Below are 26,251 nucleotides of genomic sequence, written 5' to 3'. Positions count from 1 at the left end.
GGCGGCTGTGTGACGCGCTCGGGCTGCTCCGGGTGAACAGCGCGTGCCAGGTGGGCGGCAGCACCGGGGGCTGGGGCGACTACCGTCTCGAAGGACCTCCCTGCACCCGCCACTCGCAGGCTCGTGTCGGGCCCCTGCAGGGAGGCCGCCGCCGACCGCCAGCCGGATGGAGCCCCCGTGCCCAGCGACACCGCCCCCGCCCGTACCGCCGACCCCGCTCGCCTGGACAAGGTGGTCAACCTCTGCAAGCGCCGGGGGTTCGTCTTCCCATCCGGTGAGATCTACGGCGGCACCCGTTCGGCCTGGGACTACGGCCCGCTCGGCGTCGAGCTCAAGGACAACATCAAGAAGCAGTGGTGGCGCACGGTCGTGCAGGGCCGCGACGACGTCGTCGGCCTGGACTCCTCGGTCATCCTGCCCCGCCAGGTGTGGGTCGCCTCCGGTCACGTCGGCGTCTTCACCGACCCGCTGACGGAGTGCCAGAACTGCCACAAGCGCTTCCGGGCCGACCACCTGGAGGAGGAGTTCGAGGAGAAGAAGGGCCGGGCCCCGGAGAACGGCCTGCTCGACATCACCTGCCCGAACTGCGGCGTGAAGGGCTCCTGGACCGAGCCGCGCGACTTCAACATGATGCTGAAGACGTACCTCGGCCCGATCGAGGACGAGTCCGGCCTGCACTACCTGCGCCCGGAGACCGCCCAGGGCATCTTCGTCAGCTTCGCCAACGTGATGGGCGCGGCGCGGAAGAAGCCGCCGTTCGGCATCGGCCAGATCGGCAAGTCCTTCCGCAACGAGATCACCCCCGGCAACTTCATCTTCCGCACCCGCGAGTTCGAGCAGATGGAGATGGAGTTCTTCGTCCAGCCCGGCACGGACGAGGAGTGGCATCAGTACTGGATCGACGAGCGCACCCGCTGGTACACCGACCTGGGCATCTCCCCGGACAACCTGCGGCACTACGAGCACCCGAAGGAGAAGCTGTCCCACTACTCGACGCGCACCGTCGACATCGAGTACCGGTTCGGCTTTACCGGCTCGGAGTGGGGCGAGCTCGAGGGCATCGCCAACCGCACCGACTTCGACCTGAAGACCCACTCGGAGCACTCGGGCACCGACCTGTCCTACTTCGACCAGGCCTCCGGTGAGCGCTGGACGCCGTACGTCATCGAGCCGGCCGCCGGGCTGACCCGCTCGCTGATGGCGTTCCTGGTCGAGGCCTACACCGAGGACGAGGCGCCCAACGCCAAGGGCGGCGTCGACACCCGGACGGTGCTCAAGCTGGACAACCGGCTCGCACCGGTGAAGGCCGCCGTCCTGCCGCTGTCGCGCAACGCCGACCTCTCGCCCAAGGCCCGCGACCTCGCGGCCGCGCTGCGGAAGAACTGGAACGTCGACTTCGACGACGCCGGGGCCATCGGCCGCCGCTACCGCCGCCAGGACGAGATCGGCACGCCGTTCTGCCTCACCGTCGACTTCGACACCCTCGAGGACGACGCGGTGACGGTGCGCGAGCGTGACAGCATGGCGCAGGAGCGGGTCGGCCTGGACCAGGTCGTCTCCTACCTCGCCGCCCGCCTCCCCGGCTGCTGAAGGGCCCCGCTGCAGGGGTCGTTGCAGTGGGGCCGTTGCATCGGCTCTACACGGCGGCGGTGTCCAGGACGCGGACCGTGCCGTCGTCGAGGTTGGTGACGTAGGCGCGCCGGCCGTCGGGCAGCACCGAGATGCTGGTCGGGCTGTTGCCGGTCGGGATCCGGGCGGTCCGGGCGCCGGTCGCGGTGTCGATGACGTCGACGGTGTGGCCGTCGACGTTGGCCGTGTAGAGGTGCCGGCCGTCCGGGGCGTAGGTGACGTCCTGCGGGCGCAGGTCCAGCTCGAGGTGCTGCACCACCTGGTGGGTGGCGGTGTCGATGACGTCGAGGGTGTTGCTGTCGTAGTTGACGACCGACAGCCGGGTGCCGTCGGGGGAGACCGCCAGGCTGTGCGGAGCCCGCCCGACGGGGATCCGCGCGACCTCCTGGTGGGTCGCGGTCGCGAACCCGGTGACCAGGCCGGACTCGTGGTCGGCGGTGTAGAACACCTGCCCGTCCTTGCTGAACACCACCCAGTGCGGGTTGGGCGGCGTGGGGACCCGGTCGACGATCTCGCCGGACTCCGTGTCGAGCACCTCGACGAGACCGTCGTCGTGGCTGGGCACGTAGAGCCGCCGGCCGTCGAGGGTGGTCGCGGGCGCGAAGGGCCGGGTGCCCACCGGCACGGTCCGGATCACCTTCAGCGTGGCCGTGTCCAGGAAGACCACCGCGTTGACGGTCTTCTCGTCGTCGTAGACGGTGACGTAGGCCCGCTTCCCGTCCGGTGAGAACGTGACGAACCTCGGCGGTCCGGCCTCGATCCGGATGGTCGCGGTCGCCTCGTCCAGCGTCGTGTCCAGCACCGTCACCACCCCGGCGTCCCGGTTCGTGACGTAGGCGTAGCGGCCGTTGGGCGCGACCTGCACGTAGCCCGGGGTGGGCCCCACGTCCACGGTCTGCCCCGCGGTGGGGATCGGGATGCTCGCCGCCGGGGGCGGGGACGGCGCAGGGGTGGCCGCCGGCTGGCTGCTCGGCGCCGTGCTGGTGCTGTCCGCCGCGGCGCCGTCCCGGTCGTCGGGGCGGTTGAGCAGGTAGCCGGCGACCAGCACGGCCACCAGCACCGCGGCCACGGTCGCGATCACCGCCAGTCGCTGGCCGACCGGCCGGCGCGCTCCCGGCTCCGGCGCCGCGTCGTCCGCCGGCTGCCCGGGGTCGCCGGGACCGGGCCCGTCCGGTGCCCGCGCCGGCACGGGCGGCGGCGGTGGCGGCGTGGACGAGGTGCGGCGGGCCTCGGCCGGCGGGGGGAGCGCGTCCACCGAGCGGTGCGCCCCGTCCGCCGACCGCAGGCCCCACGAGCTGACCGGCATCGGGAGGGCGGCCGGCCGCGGTGCCGTCGTCCCGTCGTCGCCTCCGGACACCGCCGGGCCCGGCTCCGCGGGCGGCAGCACCTGGGTCGCGGCACGGACGGCCGGCGGGCGGCGGCTCACCGGGTCGGTGGCCGTCAGCGCCTGCCGGGCGGCCTCGGCCAGGTCCAGTGCTGAGCTGAACCGGTCCTCGCGGTCCTTGGCCATGCCGCGGCTGATCACCGCGTCCATCGCCGGCGGCACCGCGGGCGCGAGGGTGCTGGGCCGCGGCGGGGCGCTGTAGAGGTGGGCGTGCATGAGCGAGGCCAGGTCGTCGCCCCGGAAGGGGCGGCTGGCGGTGAGGCACTCGTGCAGCAGGCAGGCCAGCGAGTAGACGTCGGCCCGGCCGTCGATCGGCATGCTGGTGAACCGCTCGGGCGCCATGTAGTCGAGCGTGCCGACCGTCGCGCCGGTGATCGTCAGCGACGTCCGGGTCATCCCCACCGACCGGGCGATGCCGAAGTCGACGACGTAGACGAAGTCCCGCGGCGTGACGAGCACGTTGGAGGGCTTGACGTCGCGGTGCACGAGCCCGTCGGCGTGCGCGGCGGCGAGCGCCTCGGCCACCTGGCCCACCAGGTGCACCGCGCGGGCCGGCGGCATCGCGCCGCCCTCGGCCAGCAGGGCGCCGACGTCGGTGCCGTCCACCAGGCGCATGTCGATGAACAGCCGGCCGTCGATCTCGCCGAAGTCGTGGATCGGGATGACGTGCGGTTCGCGGAGCCGCGCGGCGACGTGCTGCTCGCGGCGGAAGCGGGACAGGTACTCGGCGTCGCCGCTGAGCACCTCGGGCAGCAGCTTGAGGGCCACCAGGCGTTCGCGCCGGGTGTCGCGCGCGCGGTGCACGTCACCCATGCCGCCGCGGCCGATCAGCGACTCCAGCTCGTACGGGCCGATGGTCCGCAGGTGCATCGCGGGGCTCCCCCCTGGTCCCGGAGCCGACGTGCATCCTCCACCGGCGACGACGCACAGGACGCCGCCGGGCTCCGTGGGCGCGGAGCGTAGGAGCGCGGGGGAGGGGGCGTACAGGCCGGACCGGGGTCGAGGGCGCGCTCCGGCGCGATCCCGGCACTGAGCGGGTAGGCAGGGTCACCCTCCGGCGGCACGGGGCCGCGAGCGGCACCACCTACCCTGGACGACGTGACCAGCACCCTCGAGCGCGCGACGGCGCTGCCGCCGCTGCAGCTCGGAGGGCTCACCGTCGACCCTGCCGTCGTCCTCGCCCCGATGGCCGGCATCACCAACCCGGCGTTCCGCACGCTGTGCCGGGAGTTCGGGGCCGGCCTGTACGTCTGCGAGATGATCACCACCCGGGCGCTGGTCGAGCGCAACGTCAAGACGCTGCAGATGGTGCAGGCCGCGCCCGGCGAGGCCGACGCCTTCTCCGTGCAGCTCTACGGCGTCGACCCGGCCACGGTCGGGCGCGCGGTGGAGATGCTCGTCGACGAGGAGGTGGCCGGCACCCGCCCGGCGCACATCGACCTCAACTTCGGCTGCCCGGTGCCCAAGGTGACCCGCAAGGGCGGCGGCTCGGCCCTGCCCTGGCGCCGGGTGCTGTTCGGCAACATCGTCCGGGCCGCGGTGCGGGCCGCCGGTGACGTCCCGGTGACGGTGAAGACCCGGATCGGCATCGACCCCGAGCACGTCACCTACCTGGACGCCGGCCGGATCGCCCAGGACGAGGGCGCGGCGGCGATCACGCTGCACGGCCGCACCGCCGACCAGCTCTACAGCGGCACCGCCGACTGGTCGCACATCGCGCGGCTGGTGGAGGAGGTGTCCATCCCGGTGCTCGGCAACGGCGACCTCTGGGAGGCCGACGACGCGCTGCGGATGGTCGCCGAGACCGGCTGCGCCGGCGTCGTCGTCGGCCGGGGCTGCCTGGGCCGGCCGTGGCTGTTCGGTGACCTCGCCGCCGCGTTCGCCGGGTCGCCGCGGCGCACGCTGCCCGGCTTCCGCGAGGTCGCCGCGGTCATGCACCGGCACGCCACGCTGCTCGCCGCCGACCAGGGGGAGCTGCACGGCTGCACCGACTTCCGCAAGCACGTCGCCTGGTACCTCAAGGGCTTCTCGGTCGGCTCGGACGTGCGCCGGGCGCTGGCCATGGTGTCCGGGCTCGACGAGCTGGCCGAACTGCTCGACCGCATCCCCGACCAGCCCTACCCGGAGGCGGTGCTCGGCGCCCCGCGCGGGCGCACCAGCCAGCCCCGGCCGGTCGCGCTGCCCGAGGGCTGGCTGGCCGACCGCGACGACCCGCGCCCGCCGGCCGGCGCGGAGCTGGAGACGAGCGGCGGATGACCCAGGGACCGTTCCTCTACGACGACGACCCGGCGCCGCTGCACACCGGGGAGGCGCGCAACCGCAACGGGACGCTGATCGCGCTGATCACCGCCACCGTGGTGGTCGCGCTGCTGATGGTCGGCGGCATGGTGCTGTTCAAGGGCACCGCCGGCGACCAGGCCGAGGAGGTCGCCGGGGTCTTCACCGCGGCGCTGGCCGCCGGCGACACCGAGACCGCCTACGGGCTGATCTGCGACAGCGAGCGCGGCCGGATCACCCCCGACGAGCTGGCCGGGGAGTACCTGCAGCCTGGCGATCCGGAGGTCACCGGCTCCCGCGGCGACCGGGTCGACGGCGAGCCGGTGCGCTACGTCCAGGTGCGCTGGGCGGACGGCGGGAGCACCGCCACCACCGAGCTCACCGTGGTCCCCGAGGGCGGTACCAAGGTGTGCGGCACCGCGGCGGCGGGCTGACGCACCGTCGTCCCCAGGGGCCGCACCGGCGTCAGCAGGGCGTGGTACCCATGACGCGTGGGATCGTGGGCGGGGCGGCTGGTCGCCCGGGCGGTGGGAGCGGCGCTGACCGCGGTGCTGCTGCTCGTCGTGTCGACCGCGCTGGCCATCTGGTGGACGGCCCGGCAGGACGCCCGCCCCGGGTCCGACGCGATCGTCGTCCTGGGGTCCGCGCAGTACAACGGCGTCCCGTCGTCGATCTTCGAGGCCCGGCTGGAGCACGCGCTGGAGCTCTACTCCGACGGGGTCGCCCCGGTGGTCGTCACCGTGGGCGGCCGGGCCGCCGGTGACGAGTTCAGCGAGGCCCAGGCCGGCCGCGAGTACCTCGCCGACGCAGGGATGGACGACGACGCGCTGCTGGCGGTCGAGGAGGGCGTGGACACCCTGGAGAGCATGCGGGCGGTCGCGGCCGAGTTCGACGGACGGGGCTGGAGCACCGCCGTCCTGGTCACCGACCCCTGGCACGCGATGCGCGCCGAGCGGATGGCCGAGGACGCCGGCATGGAGGCCAGCAGCTCACCTACCCGGCAGGGGCCGGCCGTGCAGACCCGGGCCACCCAGTTCCGCTACATCCTGCGGGAGACCGCGGCGTACCTGCTCTACCGCGTGACCGGCGAGAGCGTCGCCGGGGCACCGGGCATCGGCTGAGGAAGGGCATCGTGCTGGAGCTGGGCAAGAACGGGTCGCACGGCACCGAGCGGGGCACCCTGCCGGTGCTCTCCGGGGACGCCGTTGTGGCCACCCTGCGCGCCTCGTCGTGGAAGGAGGCCGCCACCGCCGACGTCCAGGGGCGGTCGTGGGAGTTCCGCCGGGCGGGCAGCCGGGAGCTGACCGGCCGCTGGTCGGTCGACCCCGAGGACGCCGTCCGGCTGCGCGCCCGGCAGCTGTCGATGTGGAAGGGCACCTGGGCCGTGGAGCTCGACGGGCTCCCGGTGGAGGTCGTCAGCACCTCCTGGTGGAAGCACAGCCACCGCTACAGCGCGCAGGGCCGCCTGCTGGCCGACAGCGGCTCCACCGGCGGCTGGTCGCCCCGCCCGACGCTCACCCCGGCGGAAGGCCTGCTGCTCGACCACGCCGTCTTCCTGCTCTGGTTCGAGCTGGTGCTCAGCCGGCGAGCTGCTGCGGCGGCCGCCTGATGGCCGGGCGGGGGCGCATCCGGGCCGCGGACATCGCGCTGGTCCGGGAGCGGACGAAGATCGACGAGATCATCGGCGAGCACCTGCAGCTCAAGCGCGCCGGCGGCGGCAGCCTCAAGGGGCTGTGCCCGTTCCACGACGAGAAGTCGCCGTCCTTCCAGGTCACGCCCTCGCGCGGGCTCTATCACTGCTTCGGGTGCGGGGTCGGCGGCGACGTCATCCGGTTCATCCAGGAGATCGACCACCTCTCCTTCTCCGAGGCCGTCGAGCTGCTCGCCGGCCGCGCCGGGGTGCAGCTGAAGTACGAGGACGACGGCGGCCGGGCCACCGCCGGCCCCGACCGGGCGCACGCCGGCCAGCGGGCCCGGCTCGTCGCGGCCAACACCGCGGCCGCCGACTTCTACGCCGCCCAGCTGATGACCCCGGAGGCCGCGCCGGCCCGCAGCTTCCTCGCCGACCGCGGCTTCGACCGGCAGGTCGCGCTGGACTTCACCTGCGGCTACGCGCCCGGCGGCTGGGACACCCTGACCCGGCACCTGCGCGGGCTGGGCTACACGCAGGAGGAGCTGGTCACCGGCGGGCTCGCCAAGGAGTCCTCCCGCGGCACGCTGATCGACCGGTTCCACCGCCGGCTGATCTGGCCGATCCGCGACCTCACCGGCGACGTCATCGGCTTCGGCGCCCGCAAGCTGATGGACGACGACCCGGGCCCCAAGTACCTCAACACCCCGGAGACGCCGCTCTACAAGAAGAGCTCGGTGCTCTACGGCGTCGAGCGGGCCAAGCGCGACATCGCCCGCAACCACCAGGCCGTCGTCGTCGAGGGCTACACCGACGTGATGGCCTGCCACGTCGCCGGCGTCACCACCGCCGTCGCCTCGTGCGGCACCGCGTTCGGCCCCGAGCACATCAACGTGCTGCGCCGGCTGCTGATGGACCAGGACGAGTTCCGCGGGGAGGTCGTCTACACCTTCGACGGCGACGCGGCCGGCCAGGCGGCGGCGATGAAGAGCTTCAAGGAGGACCAGCGCTTCGTCGCGCAGACCTTCGTCGCGGTCGAGCAGGAGGGCCGTGACCCGTGCGAGCTTCGCCAGGCGCACGGCGACGCCGCCGTCCGTGACCTGATCGCCCGGCGCACTCCGCTGATCGAGTTCGTGCTGCGGACGACGCTGGAGGGCTACGACCTGGACACCGTCGAGGGCCGGGTCGCCGCGCTGGACAAGACCGCGCCGCTGCTCGCGCAGATCAAGGACCATGCGCTGCGCCCTGCCTACGCCCGCCGGCTCGCCGGCCTGCTGGGGCTGCCCGACGAGACCGAGGTCGTCGCCCGGGTGCGCCAGCTGGCCGGGGGCGACGGCGCGGCGGAGCGACCCCGGTCGCGGCCGCGGATGCCGCAGCGCTCACCGGACGACGCGGCGATCGAGGTGGAGCGCGAGGCGGTGAAGGCCGCGCTGCAGTGCCCGGAGATCGCCGGCCCGGACTTCGACGCGGTCGAGCCGAGCTCCTACACGCACCCCGACTACGCGGCGGTGGCTGCGGCGGTCGCGGCGGCCGGGGGAGCGGCGGCCGCGACGGCGACCGGGCCGGAGTGGCTGGAGGAGGTGTCGGCGCACGTCGACCGGGAGACGGCGAAGGCGATGCTGACGGCGCTGGCGGTCGAGCCGTTGCACGCGGTCGGGGAGAACGACCCGCTGTACGTCAACGCGCTGATGGCCCGGCTGCACGAGATGGCCACGGTCCGCGAGATCGCTGCGCTCAAGGGGAAGCTGCAGCGCACCAACCCGATCGAGGCGCAGGACGAGTACATGCGCTCGTTCAAGAAGCTGATGGACCTCGAGCAGCTGGCCATCTCGCTGCGCAAGCGGGCGGCCGGCGGCCTGACGCCGTGAGCCTCCTCGACCAGGTGCGCGCACGGTTCGCCCGGCCGCCCGAGGTGGTGCGGGCGGCGATCGCCGCGGACCCCGACGAGCGGGTGCTGGCCTGGGGCGAGCGGGTCGACGGCGGCTGGACGGTCGCGACGTCGCGCGGGCTGCGCGTCGTCCCCGCCGAACCGGTGCCGGACGCCGAGGTGCCGGTGCTGCCGTGGCACGAGATCGGCACTGCCCGGTGGACCGCCGCCGGGAGCGGGGGCACGTTCACCGTGGTGCCGCTGCAGGAGGTCGAGCCCGGTGTCCAGGCGCGGCTCCCCGCGCAGCGGCACGTGCTGCGCGATGCCGGCGAGCTGCCCGCGGTGCTGAAGAAACGGGTGGACCTGACGGTGGTCGCCAGCCAGCGGCACCCGCTGCCGACCGGCGGCTCGGTGCTGCTGGTGGCGCGCCGGGTGCCGGGTCAGGCGGCCCGGGAGTGGACCGTCGTCTTCGACGACGACGCCGACCGGGACGATCCCGCTGCCCGCGCGGTGGCCCGGGAGCGGCTGGCGGCCGCGGTGGACGCCGACGACCCCAGCCGCTGAGCGGTCAGCGGGTGGTGCCGGTCTCGCTGCCGAGGCGGGTCTTGACCGAGCTGACGGCGGCGTCGGCGCGGGCCTGGGCCATGCCGGCGGCGCTCTGCAGGCGCGGGTCGTCCTTGGCGTGGTGGTAGGCGCGACGGATCTGCTCGTAGCGCTCGCGGCCTGCCTTCGCGCCGAGGACGTAGCCGGCACCGAAGCCGGCGATGAAGGACAGCTTGGCCACGGGAGGACCTCCTGGGTTCGGGGGAGCTCGAACGCTACCGGCCGGTCTCGCATCCGACCCGCCGAGAGCCCCCTCCTGGACTCTCTGACGGGTTGAGGTAACCTTGACGAGCGCACGGGCTACGGCTCGTCGGTCCCTCGTAGCTCAATTGGCAGAGCATGCGACTGTTAATCGCAGGGTTATAGGTTCAAGTCCTATCGAGGGAGCAAATCAGGCCTCTGGCCAGCGGAAACGCTGACCAGGGGCCTTCGTCATGTCCGGGGCCACGCCATCCCTGCTGGCGTCGATCGGGGCCAGCGCTCAACTCGAGGAGCGCGACGGCGGCCGGACCAGCTCGTCTCCGCTGAGGGCCACCAGTCGCCGTTGATCGGTGATGCTGATCGGTTGCTGCTGACCGAGCCGAGCGCCAGTCCCGACGTCGGCGGAATCGGGGTCTTCCACGCCAACTCGCGCGTGGCCCTGGTCGTCCGGGCGAGTCAGCCCGCTGACCCCGGTGGACACACCGTCGCCGGGCGGGGCGGCTGGGTTCGCTCGGATGACGTTCGGACTGGTCACAGCACAGGAGGGCGCCCTCAGGCTTCTGGGTCGCATCCCGGACCTGACGTCCTACGCGGCTCACGCCGAGGATGTTCCTACTTCACCTGAGGGCGCCGTCGAAAAGGTACGGCCGCACCAGGTCACCGTCACGGCGATTCCGGTACCCAACGCCGGCGCCCGGATCGACACCACCACCAAAGAGGGCACCGGGCAGTGACAGCTGAAAGGACCACCCGGCTGGTCGAGCTACCCACACCAACCTGAGTGCGGCCGACGTGGATCTCGGCGGCAGTGTCGACTGGATGCTCGCTTCCGGCGCACGGATCGGCGAGGCGGTGGCGAGCGGACCGGGGAGACCGCCGGCCGGCCGCGGCTGGACCTGGACGCCGGCACCAGAGAGGTCAACGCCACCGCAGTACGAATGCCTAAGCAGGGAATGGTCGTGCAGCCGCGGGCCAAGACCGCCGCAGGCTGGCGGATCGTGGCGGTGCCGGAGTTGCTGTGGACATGGTGCGCCGCCGCCAGCTGACTTCACTGCTGCGGCCGGACACCGAGCTGGGTTCCTGGCACGGGTGGCCGGCACGCTGCGCGGCCCGAACAGCGCCTCTGGCGATCTGCGCCAGCTGCCGGACTCCATCGAGTGCGAGGTCTGCGACGGAATCGGTCTCCAGCCGGCGACGAGCAGGACTTCGGCTGGCCGGCCGGCCAGCTGCACCGAGGGCCTGCGGTCCTGGGTCACGTCGCACACGTTCCGCAAGACCGTGGCCACCCGGCTCGACGAGGCTGGCTTCACTCCGCGCCAGGTCGCCGACCAACTCGGCCACGCCAATCCTCGATGACGCTGGACGTCTACTTCGGCCGCCAGGTCGTCAGCGCCGAAGCCGCCTGAGTGCTCGGCCGCTGATCGGGTTCCGGCGAGAGTGGCGGTGTTGGTTGGATGCCTAGCCAAGGGAGTCGACCCGTCGCCTGCCTGACCCTCTAACGAGGGCGGGCGTGATCCGGCTTCTGCCGGAAGGCATAAAACAGCTCTCCGTTTGGACGGAATCCAGCGATCATCCAATCATCCGAGTCATCTTCGATGAACTGCGCGTTGGTCTGGACCATCGCGATCATCGTGTCCGCCGCGAAGAAGGCGCTGTCAAGTTCCGGCTGAATAAGTCCCCTGGTCAGGCTGATCTTCGCTTGATCCATACTGAATTCGATCGCCTTTTCGATCGCATGCCTTCCGTAACGCTCGACGAAGGCGCGTTTCATCTCATCGGTGGCCATGATCTCGGGTAACTCATCTAGGTAGGACTCGGCGAAATCTTTGATGAGCCCGGCGATCGCCTCGCGTGGCACGGGCCTCTCCTCCCGAGCTTGCGAGAAATCGTAGCCCACGACAAATCGCACGAGTTCGTCGCCGACCACCATCTCTGGGCCCACCGAAGCTGCGGGCTGGTCATCGCTTAGAGACGCCACTCTGATCGTCGCGACGAGATTGGCGCGCGCTGCGTCGTATTTCCGTCGGAACCCATGCCGGAGATCAAGGTACTTCTTGCCCCGGAGATCTCCGGGAAGGTCGCCGGTACTTGCCGCGCCCATGAGGACCGGCAGGACAAACGGCTTATTCTGAGAGACCTCTCGGAGCATGGCAGCGTCCAGCTCGTTGAGCACCCATCGAGAGCGCAGCGAGCGGGGGGAGATAAAAATCAGGAGCAGGGAACTGTTGTGGATCCCCTCGTCAATCTTGTCTCGGATCCGATCCGCGAATCCGATTGTCGAGGCGTCCTGCCAGACCCGGAATCCCAGGCTCTCCAGGTCGTTCACAACATGGGAGACCTGTTCACGGTCCTTCGTTGAGTAGCTGATAAAGACATCCCAGCGAGGTGCGTCCACGGCCTGCCTCCACACGCGCGGGCAACCCTTGCCCTCGACAGGGAAGCTAGGCGACGTCCCGCTGTGTGACGCGCCAAGCCCCTCCTCTGGCGCGTCACACAGCTCACCCGTCCATCTGACGTTGTCCGTCCACCCCGTCGCCCCAGGTGTCCCTAAGCGGCCCACTATGGGATACCTTCACCCCGTGGCGGGGACCGGCATCCGACTCGGGAGCTAGTGCCACCGTTCCCCTCGCGGTACCCCACAGCAAGACTTTTGGTCGCTAAAGCAAGGCCGCCCACTATGAATATCGGCGCGGCAAGGTACTGAAGCCAGTAACGGCGTGGCCACGCTCGCCCACGAGTCAGCCGCACGGTGAAAGGCTATGTGGCAAAGTGCGCCACGAGCAGACGTGGTCAGGATCCTGTGCAACACGGTGTCCCTGAGGCCGTCCTCCAGGCGAGACCGGCGACTCGCCCTGAGCGGCCCACTATGGGACACGCTCACAGCCGCCTGTGCTCACTTTCCGATGCCAGATTGATCAGGGCGTAGCTGTAACCGTCAAGCGGCACCATTACGGCATTGGCAGATCCCCAATCTCAACACAGCGATGTGCGAGCACTCGGATCCGTGGGTGATTAGCGATCGCCTCCTCAAGTTTGTCTGCAGGCACGCCGAACTTCCGCAGGACGACGAGATAAGTTATCAGCCGTACGGAATCGGCGATCACCTTGAGCTGATAGAAGTCGACGACATCGCGGTACTTGTCGGCGCCACCATGGGCCACGTGATTGCGGGCCCAGACAGCCCAGTCTGCCCATCTATCCACGTCAACTTTCAGCCGTTCTTTGACGTCCTTGGGGAGACTGTCGTGTAGCAGGATCAAGCGGTCCTTCAACGTCTTCGAGCCGCCATGAAGGCACCATTTGTGGAAGCCTTCTGCAGCCGCGAGCACTTGACTGATGTGCTCCTCCACCATCCGAGGGGAGTGGCCAACCAAACCAACGACGGCGTTCCACGCGTACCGGGCCTGCGCCGTGGACGTAAGTTCCCGCAAGGTTCGCAGAAAGTGATCCAGTGGAACGTCATCAAGGGTGAATACGACACCACCGCTCTCGGTTGGGGAGTCGGGAGCGCTCAGGTGTCCGAGATGGCACAGAAGAGATACCTGCTCGCCCTCGAGGGTCTCTGAACTTATTGACTCCACACCCCTGGCGGCGAACGTGGCGAGTTTCATCAGACCGAGGAGGGGACTCAGCCTGTCGAGCAGCTCCGTAGCCGAACAAGGGCTAGCGTCGGGGACCGGTCGAATTCTCGCCCGAGCGCCAACCGAAAGTTCGAGTCGTTGCCCCCCGCGCCTACGCTGCGTCATCATGTCCAGCTTTAGATCCGGCATTGCCTCCGTCGCCGGAGTGGCTGGCGGCCGAGTGGCGTAAGTGTCGATGTAGTACTCCGTGTCGCCGGTCGCTCCACTGAACAGGCCAGCCCTGAGGCCACCGATCACCGGGACGATGTACGGCAGCAAGAGCGTGCCGTCCTCTTGCTGCTCGCCAGCTCGTGTCACGCCTTCTATCTGGGCCCACTGCGGGGCGCAGAACCTGCCATCGCCGGTGAGATAGTAGAGGTCGTCTAAGGCCACTGAGGCAGATCGAAGAGCGCGGGCATCGGCAGACGGCACATGAGCCCCTACGCACACCCACGGGGAGTTCCAAAATTCTTCGCGGATCCCGTGGAGGAAATTTGCCTTACAATTCCCTCGTTCAGCGTTCCACAAGGTGAGTGGTGCGCCGGAATCATCTTCTCCATAGATGGTGCTTGGCGGCATCTTTGACACGACCTCGTCGGTCTGCCAGAGGTTCGCCCCAACCTGCTCATACTTCGGCGCGCCCGACAAGCCGCCAATTAGCTCGAGGTTCGCTCCGTCTTCCTGGCTCCAGGTGAGAACACCCGGCAGGCGCTCACTTGGCGCACCAGGCAGGAACCACCAACCCTTGATTCGCTGGGGGTCGCACATCCTCATGCGTTGCAGCGTAATCCCGTAGGGGCTCAACTCGGGCGAATCCACATCGCGTCAGTCGGGCCTTGCCTGGGGTCTCAGAGGGACGGACTCGCGCTCCGTCACGAATCCTAGGTCGGCTCGTGGAGGAAGCTGTCGTGCACCACTCACGGGCGCCCCGCTCATCTGCCGGAGGCAGGCGCGAGCGGTCCCTCCTCGGGCGACTAGGGGACTCAGGCGCTCGGACGTCGGAGATGGCTCAAACTTCGGCGGGCACCGACTTCCGGGTCTCCGACGCCGCCGAGTCGGCCGGAGCTGCCGACAGCGCAGGCGTTCCGGGTTGGCGATCTTGAACGAACGGGGCTGCCCTAAGGCCGCCCTCAGGGCGAACGCTGCAGTGCTGGCACTGGTTGCTTGATCGGACGTCGTTCGAGTCGGTCCAACGTGAACAAGGTGTCCAAGCCTTCGCCGGCTCAACGCTTGCTGTCCCTCGCCGCGGCGACTTCGGTCTCCCACCAACCGTCGCACTCCGCCTCGTCGTACAGCACCCGCCGCCCGGCCTCGACGCCGATAGGTCCGATGCCGATGTGGCGCCAGTACCGGACGGTGGCCGGGCTGGTGCGGAACCGTGCTGCCACTCCTCGGTAGTCAGCAGACGAACGGTCATGGCATCTCCTCGTGATGACGACGAGTGGCGCTGGTCGCTTGGAGGAGGCGCTGGCGTTGCGCGGTTGCTGCCAACAGGGGTGGGGTGACATCGGACTGGGCGGCGTCTTCTCCGGCCGAGCGGCCCGTCACCCCGGCGGCGTGCTCAGTGCGGGCGCGATGCCGTCCGGCTGCGAATGTCGAGGCGGCGGGTCATCGAGACGCTGATCGCGGTCAGGGCGGCGGACAGCTCGTTCAGGTCGCGGTTGTAGATGCGGCCGGTGTCGAGCTGGGCGACAAGCTCACCGAGCAGGCCGGGCCAGTCGTGGCGGGTCGGCGGGAGGGGCACCGGCGTCTCCACGCGCCGTTCGACGACTTGGACCGCCGAGCGTCCCGAGGCGGCGGCGCGGGCCTGCTCCCAAGCTCGCTGCCGGCACGAGGCCGAGCACCACTTCGGGAGCCGTCCCATTGCCTTGACGGTGATCGGATCGCCGCACCATCCGCACGTCGACGCGGCGCGCCGCCGCGCCTGGACGGCGGACTCCAGCGTGTGCGCAGGATCTGCTGCGGGATCACCGGATTGTGAGGCGCTTGGCCGCCGCTCCCGTAGCAGCGCTACTCGGCGCTGCGCCTTAGACCGCATCGATGCATTCCGCCGCCTGCTCAGACTGGTCACCGTCCGGCGGGATGCCCAGTCGACGTCACCCCGATGCGTTACGACGCGACGACAGGCCTGAGTGCAAGCGGTGTGTCGGTGGGGGGTGGCCTGTGTTCGCGTGTTCCTCGTGGACACGGGGTGGGTCGCGAAGGGGGCGGTTGACCGCCTGATGGGCTGCGAGCCTGGCGTTCCCCTGACGTCGGTGGACAGGGCGCAGCATCTCCATGAGTGGGCAGGTAGATCCATGAGTGGGCAAGTAGAGAGGTGTCACCCCGGCCCAGAGCCGCGGAAGGGAGTGGTCGCAGGCCCCTTCGGGGTGCTGCGGTCACCGTGGCCCCGCGGAACACTGACCTCATGGGCAGCCCCCGGACGCTCCGCCAGACCAGCATCCGGGTCTCCGCACGCGCCCGCGGCGCCCTGGAGTCTGTCGCCCGTGCCCGGGGGGTCTCGCGCGAGCGGGCGACGCGCGAGCTGCTCGACGCCCACGTGCTGGACCAGTCGTCACGTCCGCCGCAGAAGCGCCTGAGCCACATCTCGACCGTGCTGCACTACCCGCCAGCCCCGCCGGGACGGACCCCGGACGGCAGGGTCCGACTCCCGGTACGCCTGGACCCGGAAGTGGCCCGACGTGCGGCGTCGATGAGCTTGTTCCTACCAGGACAGGCCCCGCGAGCTTTCGACAGCTACAGCGCTCGTCCGTTGACCGACGCCGTGCTGACGGCTATCGCCCGGGCCCATCCCTTCGTCGACGAAGGCCTCGACGGGCTCCCCCCTCTGCTGACCCACCGGGAAGCGCAAGGACTGTGGCGCCTCACGGTGGCGGCCACGCTGACCAACGCCGAGCAGCAGGTAGTACTCGGTCGGCCGCGCAGCGATCCCACCGCCGTAATCCTGCGCACCGGGCAGATCGCTTGGCACGACACCTGGCGGTTCACCGCAGCCCTGCACCTGGCCCGCGGCCTCCTGGCCGACGGGAACTCCTCGGGCGGCCGGCGCCTGCTGTGGGAGCAGGGAGCCGACTTTGAGAAACTACGGCGGGACCTGGAGCTCACCGTCGACCTCGACCACCGACTGCTGTCGGGACTGGAGCCTTCCTCGCGTGACCTCCAAGGTCGTGGGGGGGCGGCGGTCTGGCGAGCCGAGAGGGCCCTCGCCCTAGGGCTGTTGACGAACTGGATGACCACGGCCGGAAGTCCCCCGCTCACGGTCGACCCCCCGGGGTGGGAACTGCCTACACCCGCCGACTGGCACGGACGGGTGATCGACGAGGCCGCCACCCCGTCACCCCAGGAGCTGGCCGACGTCGGGGCTAACCGCGTCCTACGCCTGACCTCCGGCGGGCGGCACGTTCTATGGCCCTACACCGCTGACGGGCAGCCCGTCCGCGGCTTCGACGCCCTCCTCGCCGGCGCAGGCAAGATCTCCGCGGCTGAATTCGTCGAGCTGGTGCTGGTGCAGACCAAGGACACCGGCCGGCACCCACGGGTTCCGGCAGCGACGGCGTGGGAGCTGGGGTTTGTCTCCTCCGTCGAGCGGGACGACATCATCGCCGAGGCGCAGGCGAACAACGACCGGGAGGTCTCCCGTGTGCTGGCCGGGAACCTCCGCTCGAGCCGGGTCGAGGACGACCTGCGGGCGGCGGCACACGACCACGTGCGCTTCGCCAAGATCGCCAGAGGTGCACAGCTGCCGTGCTTCATCGTGCAGCCGACCTGGACCTGGTACGTGGACTCCGTCCGCGAGGCCATGGCATCCGGAGCGTCGACAGAGCAACTGCGATGGCTGGGCCACGAAATGAGAAGTCTCCAGCGCCGGGCACTCGAAGAGAGCATGCGCTACGCGGGGAGCCAGGCCTACTGGCTGGGCCAGGCCGACCTTCACGACGAAGTGTGACATCCACCGATAGGAGCCAGAGATCGTCGCGCTTGAACCTGGAAGTCGACATCCCGTCGACCCTGGAGAAGCACATGACCGAGCCCCGTTCCACCCATGGCCCCGGAGGCCAAGAGCAACCACCCCGCAGACCGTCCGAGCGTGTGCGGCGGCTCCTCGCGACCGCCGCGCCGACCATGGGGCGCGTCATCGCCGCGCGGATCCTGAGCTCGGTGATCGAGCACTGGTGGGGCAGCTAAGCCGCCACCGGCCGCAACCGCAGACCGAGTCGGAACCACCGCCCAGGACGGAGCCCGAGCCCTCAAGCTTCGGGCTCCGCCCCCGGGCCCCGCCCCCGGGCCCCGCCCTCGGCCGGCCCCATCGGGCCGATGACGGAGCGCAGGCTCCAGGGGGGCGAAAGACGACGACGAGCGTGCGGGCACACCGCCGGGTCGGGGCGGGACCGAGCCGACCTCCAATGCAAGGTCCTCGAATGTCATCCGACGGCCACGCCGAGACGAACCTCAGCACTGTCAGGCTCAGCCGGGTCGCATGCAGGAGCCACTGGCAAGTGCTCGACGGTGGGGAATCGGTCGTAAAAATGATGGAGCTGCTGGCGCCACTGCCGGTAGGCGGGAGAGGCGCGGAAGCCTTCAGTGGTCCTCGAGCTGGCCTCACTCGACGAGCAGCAAATCAGTGCCGGGGCGCTTCAAGCAGCGGGACAGCTGGAGGTGATGCACCTCCGGAGGTGGGATACTGGGGAGGTGGTGCGACCGGAATCAGGACCTCTCCAACAGCTGCGCTCTGCGTGGGCAACCTCGCCTTACGGGAAAAAAGGGTGGGTGCAATTCCTCGATGGTGTATGGCTGGGGCCAACTGACGGCGGCCAAGGGCTTCGTGGATGGCAGGGAGACTGGATCGAATTTAGGTTCCCAGTGGTTGCCATCGCGGGGGCCAATGGGTCTGGGAAAAGCACGGTTCTGAAGGCGGCCGCCACTGCCTACAGATCTCCCGAAAGCGCCCATGTGAAGGGAGCACAGACCTTTTCGCCCGATGACTTCTTCCCGACAACTCCGTGGGAAACGGTTCAAGGTGTCTGGTTGGAGTTTGCGATTAGGCGGGGCGACGCCCCCGCAACCAGGCACAAACTAAGCAAGCCAACGAAGCGTTGGCGCGGCATGCCTGAAAGGCCAGAGCGGCCGGTCTATTTTCTCGATGTTTCCAGAACGCAGCCAATCGACACGTTGATTGGTTACGGCCGACTCGCCAGAGTGGAGCTAGCCGAGAGGGCTGGAGAAACGCATTTATCCGACAACTTCCGTGGGATCCTGTCTCGAATCCTGCATCGGAAGTATGATTCAGGATCCGTTGTCAAGGACGAGCAAGGCAAGCAGGTCGGTATCGTCAGTCGCGATGGCCTGACTTACTCGAATTACCATCAGGGCGCTGGTGAGGACGCCACCACTGACCTCATCGCGCTCCTGGAAGGCGTTCCCCACTACTCGCTGATCCTGATCGATGAGGTCGAAGCCTCACTGCATCCGCGATCACAACGCCGCCTGATGATCGAGCTGATCGCATTAGCGGCGGACAGGAACTTGCAAATTGTAGTGTCGACTCACTCTCCATACATACTGGAGCAACTGCCTATTGAGGCTCGGGTCTTCATTCAACCGCAACGCGACGGTACTCGGGAAATAATCTACGGGGTGACACCGGAGTACGCCATGTCCATGATGGATGACTACGAGCATCCCGAGTTGACGCTCTACTGTGAAGATGATATCGCTGTCGCGATGACTGACGCCATCATTCGTCAGTCAGTGCATCAAGACTTGCTTGGCCGGGTCGCCATAATCCCTGTAGGTCCCGCGTCCACAGTGACGACGCTGGGCGCGCTCTTGAGCAGCAGAAAAATGGCCGCCCCTGGTCTGGGCATTCTCGATGCTGACCAGAGTGTCGCGCCCGGTTGTCTTCGGTTGCCTGGCGCAAAGGCGCCTGAAAAGGAGATGTTTACGGCGCTTGATGACAATCACTGGGCTGCGATCGCGGAGCGACTGGGCGTCAGGCTGGGTCAGCTTCTGGATGCCAAAGATGACGCGATGCAGTTGCCCGACCATCACACGTGGATTCGTCGCACTGCTGAAGGTCTGGGAGACCGCCTGAGGTCGAGTCAAGTGCAAGACGCGATCATTGACGTCTGGGTCCGCGATGTGCTTGACGATGTGGACCGCGACAACTTCGCAGCGGACATCAGCTCAGCACTTGCGGCAGAAGCTAGATGACGCCCATCCCTGGGGCCGCCCGCGTATATTCTTCGGTCAAGAATGACCGGCATGGCCTTTCAATGGGGGGGGCGGCGAGCAGATCGGCAATTCGGGCCAGGGCGTCTATGTCGAGCAGGCGGGGCAGTGTGACAATCGGGGTCACGGTCTCGGGCGTGGTGAGCAGAACGCCGGAGGCCACTTGAATCCTGGCGGGTCGGGCGTCACCCGTCAGGCACAGCGCCGGCCGCACCGGGGCGTGACTTTCAGGCGGATCAAGGCCGCTGTTACCTCCCCAGCCTGACGTTGGACCCCGTCGAGCAACTCGCCGCGATCACGGCCGCCGATGCGCATTCGGTCGCCGGTCGTGCTTAGGAGGCCAGCGAAATTCGTGGCATGCTGGCGCGGTACTGCGCCGGCCGGTCGAGGCTCGGGGGCGGTACACCTCGTCGACATAGTCGGTGTCGCCAGCGTACCAAGCTGACCACTGGGCGAGCGCCGGAGTAATGTGCTCGAGCTGCTTGAGGGCCACAATGCGCCGGAGGAGGGCATGGGCACAGGTCAGCCCCTCCGGTGGTCTCCTTGACAATCAGCAGTCGGCGCCGAGCGCCCCGTCGGCGCGCCTGTAGCGGATCTCCCGCCACAGCGGGTCACGGGTGTAAGGCAGTGCCTCGGCGAGCTCGCGAAGCTCCTGGCCGGTGGTCTCCAGCGGGTGCGGGTGGCACGGCGGGCCACGATCATTTCTTCGCGTGGCTGGTGCCGGCGTTCGCGATCTCGGCGGCCTGCCGCTTCGTCATGCCGTGCCGGCGCAGCGCCGGTGCAGATCCTGAAGCCGACGGAAACGTAGCCGTACTTCCCACCGCGGGCGCTGACCATGGCCGCCTCACGGTCGGTTCTGTCGGTGGCCGCTGATAACTCTATGAGCCCCAACAGAAGGAGCAGTCGTGACCGACGAACAGGATCACCGGATGGTGTGGGCCAGCCAGCTGGCAGACCGGGTGGAGAAGCACCTGGAGGGGCAGTACATCTATCCGCACCTGTACGCGCGCCTCGCGCTGCTACTGCAATCGGAGAAACTGCGTTTCGTCCAGATCGCAGCCGAGTACACCCGAAGGTTCGCCGCCAGCGGCGACCTGCATGTCTGGACCGAACGTCACTTGGCGGTGGTCCGCTTCGACGAGGTTGTCTGCCTCGCACCCGGCGTGCAACCGAGCGACTTCGAGGACCACGAAGCCGCACGGGTGAGCGTCCAGATCGTCCCGCGCAGCGCACTCGCGGCGTTAGAGCTGCCATCCGCCGACGCCGACGGTCAAGTGCTCAACGGTGGGAACGAGTGGAGCGCGGGCTTGAGGGACAACGACTGGTCGTGGCCTCGCCTCGCAGTACTTACCCTTACATACAAGGGGATCGACAAGCCGATCCTGCTGCCCGGCAAGGGGGACGTCGCCGGGTTCGAGGCGCTCATCCCAGCCCTATTGGATGACCTGGCCGCCCGCTAGGGCAGCGAGGTCGAGTATTGACCCGCTTCTGCGTTCTCAGTAGACCGTCAAGACGGTCCACTGATCGATGCACCAGTCGGGACTGCCCCTGGTTCGGTTGACCCCTTACCCGTGACGCTGCAGCCTCGCCGGAGCGACCCACACCGTGCCTAAGCCGTTCCCTGCGGGTTTCAACGTGACGCGATCGCGGACGCCCCGGCAGTCCCAGTCGATCGACGCGCCGTCGTGTGCTTCGGCGTCGCAGCGGTGGCGGCAGGCACTCCCTAGGCATCCAATATGGTCGTTAATTTCAGTTTTTCTTTCGCCGAAGCAAAGATCAGCAAGCCGCTGAGCTGCGGTAATACACTCCTGCAAACGCGAGCCACCGGTCCAAGATCAATTCGCAGGGTTATAGGTTCAAGTCCTATCGAGGGAGCAGCTCAGGCCTCTGGCCAGCAGAAATGCTGGTCGGAGGCCTTCGTCATGTCCGGGCATGCTGCCCAGCGGTGACGTCCCGGCGCGCGCCCGGCTTCCTGGCGACCAGACCTGGTCCGCGCCGAGGTCCGGCGTAGAAGGCCCTCTGCAGGCAGCGGTCAGGCCGGTACCTGCGCGGCACCGACACGGGACGCCAACCGTCCGCCGAAGTGCATGCCCAGCAGCCGTCCCGCGTCGTCCCGGGCGAAGTAGCCCCGCATCCCCTTGCCCGGCCCCTCGGAGATGACAAAGGGGTCGCGCTCACCGGCGACGAGGGTCAACGGCATGCGCCTCTTCTCCTCGGCCTTGTCGCCCAGGGCCGCGGTCATCGCCGCCTTGGCCCACGAGGTGACGACCAGCTGCCCGGCCTCCACGGTGACCTCGGCGATGCTGGCGACGGTCTCGTAGCGACCGGCGTAGACGGTGAGGGCGTCGTCGCCGAGCACCAGGGGCTGCGGATCGGTCTCTCGGACGCCGAGGTGGTGCTCGAGCGCCCACCTGGTGAGCCGGGTGTTGAGCTCGGAGCCGTTCGGACCGCTGTTGGTCATGCTGAGAACCGCGAAGTCCCGAGCCGGCACCATCGTGAAGTCCGAGTACTGCCCGTTGGTCGTGCCGCCGTGGCCGACCAGCTGCACCCCGTCGACCTCGCGCAGCAGCCAGCTGATGCCGACGGCGTCGCCCAGCGCGCTGCCCCGCATATCGGCCGTCGGCTGCTGCATCAGCCGCACCAGCTCCTCGGAGAGCACCCGGGAGCCGTCGAGCGCCGTGCCGCCGCTGAGGTGGAACCGGGCCCAGGCCAGCTGGTCGGCGGCGGTGGCGGACATGCCGCCCGCGGCGGTGACGGCGCGGGGGAGCGCCCACGGCTCGTTGACCGTCACGGTGCCGTCGTCGGCACGGGTGTGCCCGACGGCGAACCGGCGGGTCATGATCTGGCCGGGGAAGGAGAGGGTGTCCGCCAGCCCCAGCGGATCGAGCACGAGGTCGCGCATCGCCTGCTCGAAGGTGCTGCCGGTGACCCTCTCGATCACGCGACCGGCCAGGGCCAGCGAGGCGTTGTTGTAGCTGACCGTCGCGCCGAGCGGGGTCACCTGGTCCAGCTCGACCATCCGGGCGACGTAGTTCGCCAGGGCGTCGTCGCCGTTACCGGTGTCGGCGAAGAAGTCGCCGTCCCAGCCGGCGGTGTGGTTAAGGAGCTGCAGGACGGTCACCTGCTCGGCGACGTCGGGTTGCTTGGTCTTGAACTCCGGCACGTAGGTGCGCACCGGTGCATGCAGGTCCACGCGGCCGTCCTGCACCAGCAGCATGATCGCCGTGGCGGTGAACGTCTTCCCGGTCGAGCCGAACTGGAACAGCGTGCGCTCGTCGACCGGCAGCGGGTTCGTCACGCTGGTCACGCCGGTGAAGGCGTAGCTCTCCCGCCCCTCGTGCCAGATGCCCGCCGCCACCCCGGTGACGCCCAGTTCCGCCGACAGCGCGTCGAGCTCGGCCTGCAGGTCCTCGGTCACGGTGGTCCTCCGGAGGTGGGCGGAACGGTCGCCGGCGGAGCTGCCCGTCATGACGGCGTCCCGTCCGGTCGACCCCGACTCTGGACGGGGCGGCGGGGACGTGTCGTGGTCGGCCGGCCAGAACCTCCGGCTGGGCGTTCGTCGGCGACGACAGACCACTCCCGCCGCTGCCCCTGGCTCACCGGCCCTTCGGGCGACGGACGGAGATCACTCCGGAGACGTCGGGGGCTTCAGGTTCCGGTACATGCGCATCAGGTAGCCCATCAGCTCGGCGCGCTCCTGCGGAGTGAACCCGGCCAGGAGCGTCTCCTGGCGCTCGCGCGCGGCCGGCAGCACGCGTTCGTACACGTCCGCCCCCTGGTCGGTCAGGTAGAGGCACCGCGTGCCGTCGGGCTCCTCGCTGCCGACCAGGCCCGAGTCGATCAGCGCCGTCGTGCTCCGGCTCACGACCGACTTGGTCAGCCCCAGCAGCTGGGTCAGCCCACCCGAGGTCAGGCCCGGCCGCATGGCCAGGGCTGCGATCACCCGCCAGTCGTTCAGCCCGATCCCGAACGACTCCCGGAGCAGCATCGACGTACCCCACGACATCGCGTTCGAGACCAGCGCCAGGTACGCCGGCGCGTACTGGTCCGTCTGCAGCGCACCAGGGATCGCGTTGTGGTGAATGGGCACGAGAGGCGCGTCCTTCCGGCTGTCGAGTGGCTGTGACCCTTGACACAGCTCGGTACCGTGGCCATGTTCGCATGCGAACAACGGCGTCTGCCAGAACGGCCGAGCGAGGGAGCGTCGATGGCACTCGACACGAGCACGTCGACGAGGCCCCCGCTGGACCCGGCGAGCCGGCAGGTGCTCGACCTGTTGGCCGCCTCCGGACGCCGCCCGCTGGAGGAGGGGACTGCCGAGGACGCGCGGGCTCTGGCGCCGGCCCGCATCGCGCTCAACGGCGAGGGCCCGGCGATGGCCGACGTCCGTGACCTCACGGTCCCCGCCGACGACGGCCACGCCGTCCCCGTCCGCGTCTTCGTGCCCGAGCAGCCGCCGCGGGGGACGGCCGTCTACCTGCACGGCGGCGCCTGGGTCGTCGGGTCGATCGCCGAGTCCGACACCTTCGCCCGTCGCCTGGCCGCGGCCAGCGGTTACGTCGTCGTTGCTGTCGACTACCGGCTCGCCCCCGAGCACCCCCACCCGGCCGCGGTCCTCGACACCGACGCCGTCGTCCGGTGGGCCGCCGAGCAACGGGAGGCCCACGGTCTGGAGGCCGATGCCCCGCTGGTACTGCTCGGCGACAGTGCCGGCGGCAACCTCGCCACGGTCGCGGCCCGCCGGGCTCGGGACCAGGGCGGCCCGGGCATCGCGATGCAGGTCCTCGTCTACCCCGTCGCGGACGCCGACACCGCGACCGCCTCCTACCTCGACCCGGCGAACCAGCTGCTCGTGTCGCGGAGCGCGATGGAGTGGGCCTGGGACCAGTACGTGCCCGACGCGGCAGCGCGCCGGCTCCCGGACGTGTCGCCGCTGCAGACCGAGGACCTCGCGGGCATGCCGCCGACCGTGCTGATCACCGCCGGCTACGACCCGCTGCTCGACGAGGGCCTGGCCTACGCCCGGCGACTCCGGGACGCCGGTGTCGAGGTCGACCTCCTCGAGCACCCCGACCAGATGCACGGCTTCGTCACGATGCTCGCCCTGCCGGGCAGCGCGGTCGCCATGGACCAGATCGTCGCCGAGTTGGAGAGAGCCGCAGACGCAACGGGGAGTTCCCGATGACGCAGCCAGGCCACGTCGACGCCGTCGTCGTCGGTGCCGGGATCGCCGGCCTCTACGCACTGCACCGCCTCACCGAGGCCGGTCTCACCGTCCAGGGGTTCGAGGCCGGGGACGGCGTCGGCGGCACCTGGTACTGGAACCGCTACCCCGGCGCGCGGTGCGACGTCGAGAGCGTCGACTACTCCTACTCCTTCGACGACGACCTCCAGCAGCAGTGGGACTGGACCGAGCGGTACGCCGCCCAGCCGGAGCTCCTGCGCTACCTCGAGCACGTCGCCGACCGGTTCGACCTGCGCCGGCACATCGCCTTCGGCACGCGGGTCGACGCCGCCTCGTTCGACGCCGCGACCGGCCGGTGGACCGTGCAGACCGACGCCGGGACGACGACGGCGCAGTTCCTGGTCCTGGCCGTCGGCTGCCTGTCCGCGGCGCAGGTGCCCGATTTCCCCGGGCTGGAGACCTTTCGCGGCGAGGTCCTGCACACCGGGCAGTGGCCCGCCGAGGGCGTCGACCTGGCCGGCCGACGGGTCGGGGTCATCGGCACCGGCTCCTCCGCCATCCAGGCCATCCCGGTCATCGCCGAGCAGGCCGAGCAGCTGGTGGTGTTCCAGCGGACGCCGAACTACAGCGTGCCCGCCGGCAACCGCCCCCTCTCACCGGACGAGCTCGCCGAGGTGAAGGCCGGGTACGCCGAGCACCGCCGGCGGGCCCGGAACACCTTCTTCGGGTTCGCCTTCCCGCTGTCGGAGCTGAGCAGCCGGCCGGCGCTGGAGGTGCCGGCCGCCGACCGGGACAGGGAGTTCCAGGCTCGCTGGGACCGCGGTGGCGCGGGCATGACGCGCGCCTTCGCCGACATCCTCACCGACCGGCAGGCCAACGAAACGGCGGCGGAGTTCATCCGCTCCAAGATCCGCGCGACGGTCACCGACCCGGGGACGGCGGAGCTGCTGGTCCCCGTCGACCACCCGTTCGGCACCAAGCGGCCGCCCATCGACACGAACTACTACGAGTCCTTCAACCGCGACAACGTGACGCTGGTCGACGTCCGGTCCGACCCGATCGTCGAGGTCGTCCCGTCGGGCGTGCGGACCGGTGCGGCGTCCCACGACCTCGACGTCCTCGTGCTGGCCACCGGCTTCGACGCGATGACCGGCCCGCTGCTGCGGATGGACATCCGTGGCGTCGGCGGCCGGGAGCTGCGCGACAAGTGGGCGGCCGGACCGGTGACCTACCTGGGGCTGGCGACCGAGGGCTTCCCCAACATGTTCGTGGTCGCCGGCGCCGGCAGCCCGTCGGTGATGAGCAACATGGTGGTGTCGATCGAGCAGCACGTCGACTGGATCGTCGCGTGCCTGCAGCACCTGCGGTCTGAAGGCCACACCCTCATCGAGGCGTGCGCGGACGCCGAGCAGGCCTGGGTCGAGCACGTGAACGCGACCGCGGCGAGGACCCTCTACCCCGAGGCGAACTCGTGGTACCTCGGGGCCAACGTCCCGGGGAAACCGCGGGTCTTCATGCCGTACGTGGGCGGGATCGTCGACTACCGCCAGCGCTGCGAGGACGTCGCAGCACGCGGCTACGCGGGCTTCCGCTCGAGCTGAGGGTCCAGAGAACACCCAGCGCCACG

General features: G+C 69.7%; 21 protein-coding genes and 1 tRNA gene. 15 read left to right on the top strand and 7 right to left on the bottom strand.

The annotated features are described in order from the left end of the window. The first annotated feature begins 177 nt into the window (after window positions 1-177). On the top strand, window positions 178-1,590 hold the full coding sequence (locus FHX36_RS07965; protein WP_110550912.1) for a glycine--tRNA ligase: 1,413 nt from the start codon (window positions 178-180) through the stop codon (window positions 1,588-1,590). Window positions 1,591-1,636: 46 nt separating this feature from the next. Here the strand turns inward: FHX36_RS07965 and FHX36_RS07960 are convergent, their stop codons facing one another. Beyond that, window positions 1,637-3,883: a serine/threonine-protein kinase gene (locus FHX36_RS07960; RefSeq protein WP_183513659.1), complete on the bottom strand. Its 2,247-nt coding sequence runs from the start codon at window positions 3,881-3,883 to the stop codon at window positions 1,637-1,639. A gap of 228 nt (window positions 3,884-4,111) precedes the next feature. On the opposite strand from FHX36_RS07960, the gene dusB reads away from it, so the two are divergent. Genes dusB through FHX36_RS07930 form a run of 6 tightly spaced genes read left to right on the top strand, consistent with a single transcriptional unit; the run spans window position 4,112 to window position 9,351 of the window. Further along, window positions 4,112-5,269, top strand: a complete 1,158-nt coding sequence (gene dusB, locus FHX36_RS07955; protein ID WP_110550842.1) for a tRNA dihydrouridine synthase DusB — start codon at window positions 4,112-4,114, stop codon at window positions 5,267-5,269. Continuing rightward, complete coding sequence (locus FHX36_RS07950) at window positions 5,266-5,724, top strand: Rv0361 family membrane protein (protein ID WP_110550843.1); 459 nt, start codon at window positions 5,266-5,268, stop codon at window positions 5,722-5,724. Before dusB ends, FHX36_RS07950 begins: the two co-directional genes overlap by 4 nt. A gap of 57 nt (window positions 5,725-5,781) precedes the next feature. Then, entirely contained in the window at window positions 5,782-6,411 is a 630-nt protein-coding gene (locus tag FHX36_RS07945; protein ID WP_110550844.1) for a YdcF family protein, read from the top strand. 11 nt (window positions 6,412-6,422) lie between these two features. Next, entirely contained in the window at window positions 6,423-6,899 is a 477-nt protein-coding gene (locus FHX36_RS07940) for a hypothetical protein (protein WP_110550845.1), read from the top strand. Continuing rightward, window positions 6,899-8,788: a DNA primase gene (gene dnaG / locus FHX36_RS07935; RefSeq protein WP_110550846.1), complete on the top strand. Its 1,890-nt coding sequence runs from the start codon at window positions 6,899-6,901 to the stop codon at window positions 8,786-8,788. Before FHX36_RS07940 ends, dnaG begins: the two co-directional genes overlap by 1 nt. Next, a complete protein-coding gene (locus tag FHX36_RS07930) occupies window positions 8,785-9,351 on the top strand; it encodes a hypothetical protein (protein ID WP_110550847.1) in 567 nt (188 codons plus the stop codon). The genes dnaG and FHX36_RS07930 overlap by 4 nt, the downstream gene beginning before the upstream one ends. A 4-nt stretch (window positions 9,352-9,355) precedes the next feature. On the opposite strand, the gene FHX36_RS07925 is transcribed toward FHX36_RS07930, so the two are convergent. After that, the gene (locus FHX36_RS07925) at window positions 9,356-9,571 is read right to left on the bottom strand and encodes a hypothetical protein (protein ID WP_110550848.1); all 216 of its coding nucleotides are present in this window, start codon (window positions 9,569-9,571) and stop codon (window positions 9,356-9,358) included. 133 nt (window positions 9,572-9,704) lie between these two features. Here FHX36_RS07925 and FHX36_RS07920 point away from each other — a divergent pair. The 3 genes from FHX36_RS07920 (at window position 9,705) to FHX36_RS23830 (ending at window position 10,947) form a co-directional block, all read left to right on the top strand. Continuing rightward, window positions 9,705-9,777 (top strand) — tRNA-Asn (locus tag FHX36_RS07920). Between the two features lie 329 nt (window positions 9,778-10,106). Then, window positions 10,107-10,325, top strand: a complete 219-nt coding sequence (locus FHX36_RS07915) for a hypothetical protein (protein WP_146251516.1) — start codon at window positions 10,107-10,109, stop codon at window positions 10,323-10,325. 355 nt (window positions 10,326-10,680) lie between these two features. Continuing rightward, complete coding sequence (locus FHX36_RS23830) at window positions 10,681-10,947, top strand: tyrosine-type recombinase/integrase (RefSeq protein WP_220035811.1); 267 nt, start codon at window positions 10,681-10,683, stop codon at window positions 10,945-10,947. Between the two features lie 139 nt (window positions 10,948-11,086). On the opposite strand, the gene FHX36_RS07905 is transcribed toward FHX36_RS23830, so the two are convergent. The 3 genes from FHX36_RS07905 to FHX36_RS07895 all read right to left on the bottom strand — a co-directional run bounded on the left by FHX36_RS07905 (window position 11,087) and on the right by FHX36_RS07895 (window position 14,967). Beyond that, the gene (locus tag FHX36_RS07905) at window positions 11,087-11,986 is read right to left on the bottom strand and encodes a toll/interleukin-1 receptor domain-containing protein (protein WP_181428635.1); all 900 of its coding nucleotides are present in this window, start codon (window positions 11,984-11,986) and stop codon (window positions 11,087-11,089) included. Between the two features lie 553 nt (window positions 11,987-12,539). Next, window positions 12,540-13,985 carry an ApeA N-terminal domain 1-containing protein gene (locus tag FHX36_RS07900; protein WP_146251517.1) on the bottom strand — a complete coding sequence of 482 codons (1,446 nt, stop codon included), beginning with the start codon at window positions 13,983-13,985 and terminating at the stop codon, window positions 12,540-12,542. A 787-nt stretch (window positions 13,986-14,772) separates the two neighbouring features. Then, window positions 14,773-14,967: a hypothetical protein gene (locus FHX36_RS07895; RefSeq protein ID WP_110550852.1), complete on the bottom strand. Its 195-nt coding sequence runs from the start codon at window positions 14,965-14,967 to the stop codon at window positions 14,773-14,775. Window positions 14,968-15,618: 651 nt separating this feature from the next. Here FHX36_RS07895 and FHX36_RS07890 point away from each other — a divergent pair. From FHX36_RS07890 to FHX36_RS07880, 3 genes are all read left to right on the top strand, one after another. Beyond that, on the top strand, window positions 15,619-17,157 hold the full coding sequence (locus tag FHX36_RS07890; RefSeq protein ID WP_146251518.1) for a hypothetical protein: 1,539 nt from the start codon (window positions 15,619-15,621) through the stop codon (window positions 17,155-17,157). Between the two features lie 635 nt (window positions 17,158-17,792). Continuing rightward, the gene (locus FHX36_RS07885; RefSeq protein ID WP_110550855.1) at window positions 17,793-19,421 is read left to right on the top strand and encodes an ATP-dependent nuclease; all 1,629 of its coding nucleotides are present in this window, start codon (window positions 17,793-17,795) and stop codon (window positions 19,419-19,421) included. Window positions 19,422-20,344: 923 nt separating this feature from the next. After that, on the top strand, window positions 20,345-20,899 hold the full coding sequence (locus tag FHX36_RS07880; protein WP_110550857.1) for a hypothetical protein: 555 nt from the start codon (window positions 20,345-20,347) through the stop codon (window positions 20,897-20,899). A 572-nt stretch (window positions 20,900-21,471) separates the two neighbouring features. Here FHX36_RS07880 and FHX36_RS07875 read toward each other — a convergent pair. Together FHX36_RS07875 and FHX36_RS22735 are read right to left on the bottom strand one after the other, a co-directional pair. Next, window positions 21,472-22,857 (bottom strand): serine hydrolase domain-containing protein, encoded by a 1,386-nt coding sequence (locus FHX36_RS07875; RefSeq protein ID WP_220035812.1) that lies wholly within the window; start codon window positions 22,855-22,857, stop codon window positions 21,472-21,474. A 207-nt stretch (window positions 22,858-23,064) separates the two neighbouring features. After that, window positions 23,065-23,529, bottom strand: coding sequence for a MarR family winged helix-turn-helix transcriptional regulator (locus tag FHX36_RS22735; protein ID WP_110550859.1), 465 nt, complete (start codon window positions 23,527-23,529; stop codon window positions 23,065-23,067). 117 nt (window positions 23,530-23,646) lie between these two features. Between FHX36_RS22735 and FHX36_RS07865 the strand changes: the two genes are divergently transcribed. Beyond that, window positions 23,647-24,624, top strand: a complete 978-nt coding sequence (locus tag FHX36_RS07865) for an alpha/beta hydrolase (protein WP_110550860.1) — start codon at window positions 23,647-23,649, stop codon at window positions 24,622-24,624. Beyond that, complete coding sequence (locus FHX36_RS07860) at window positions 24,621-26,225, top strand: flavin-containing monooxygenase (RefSeq protein WP_110550861.1); 1,605 nt, start codon at window positions 24,621-24,623, stop codon at window positions 26,223-26,225. The genes FHX36_RS07865 and FHX36_RS07860 overlap by 4 nt, the downstream gene beginning before the upstream one ends. Window positions 26,226-26,251: the final 26 nt, after the last annotated feature.

It is taken from the genome of Modestobacter versicolor, from assembly GCF_014195485.1.
GTDB lineage: Bacteria > Actinomycetota > Actinomycetes > Mycobacteriales > Geodermatophilaceae > Modestobacter > Modestobacter versicolor.
Note: the sequence above shows the minus strand (reverse complement) of the source record. Positions and strands in the feature narration are given on the sequence as shown.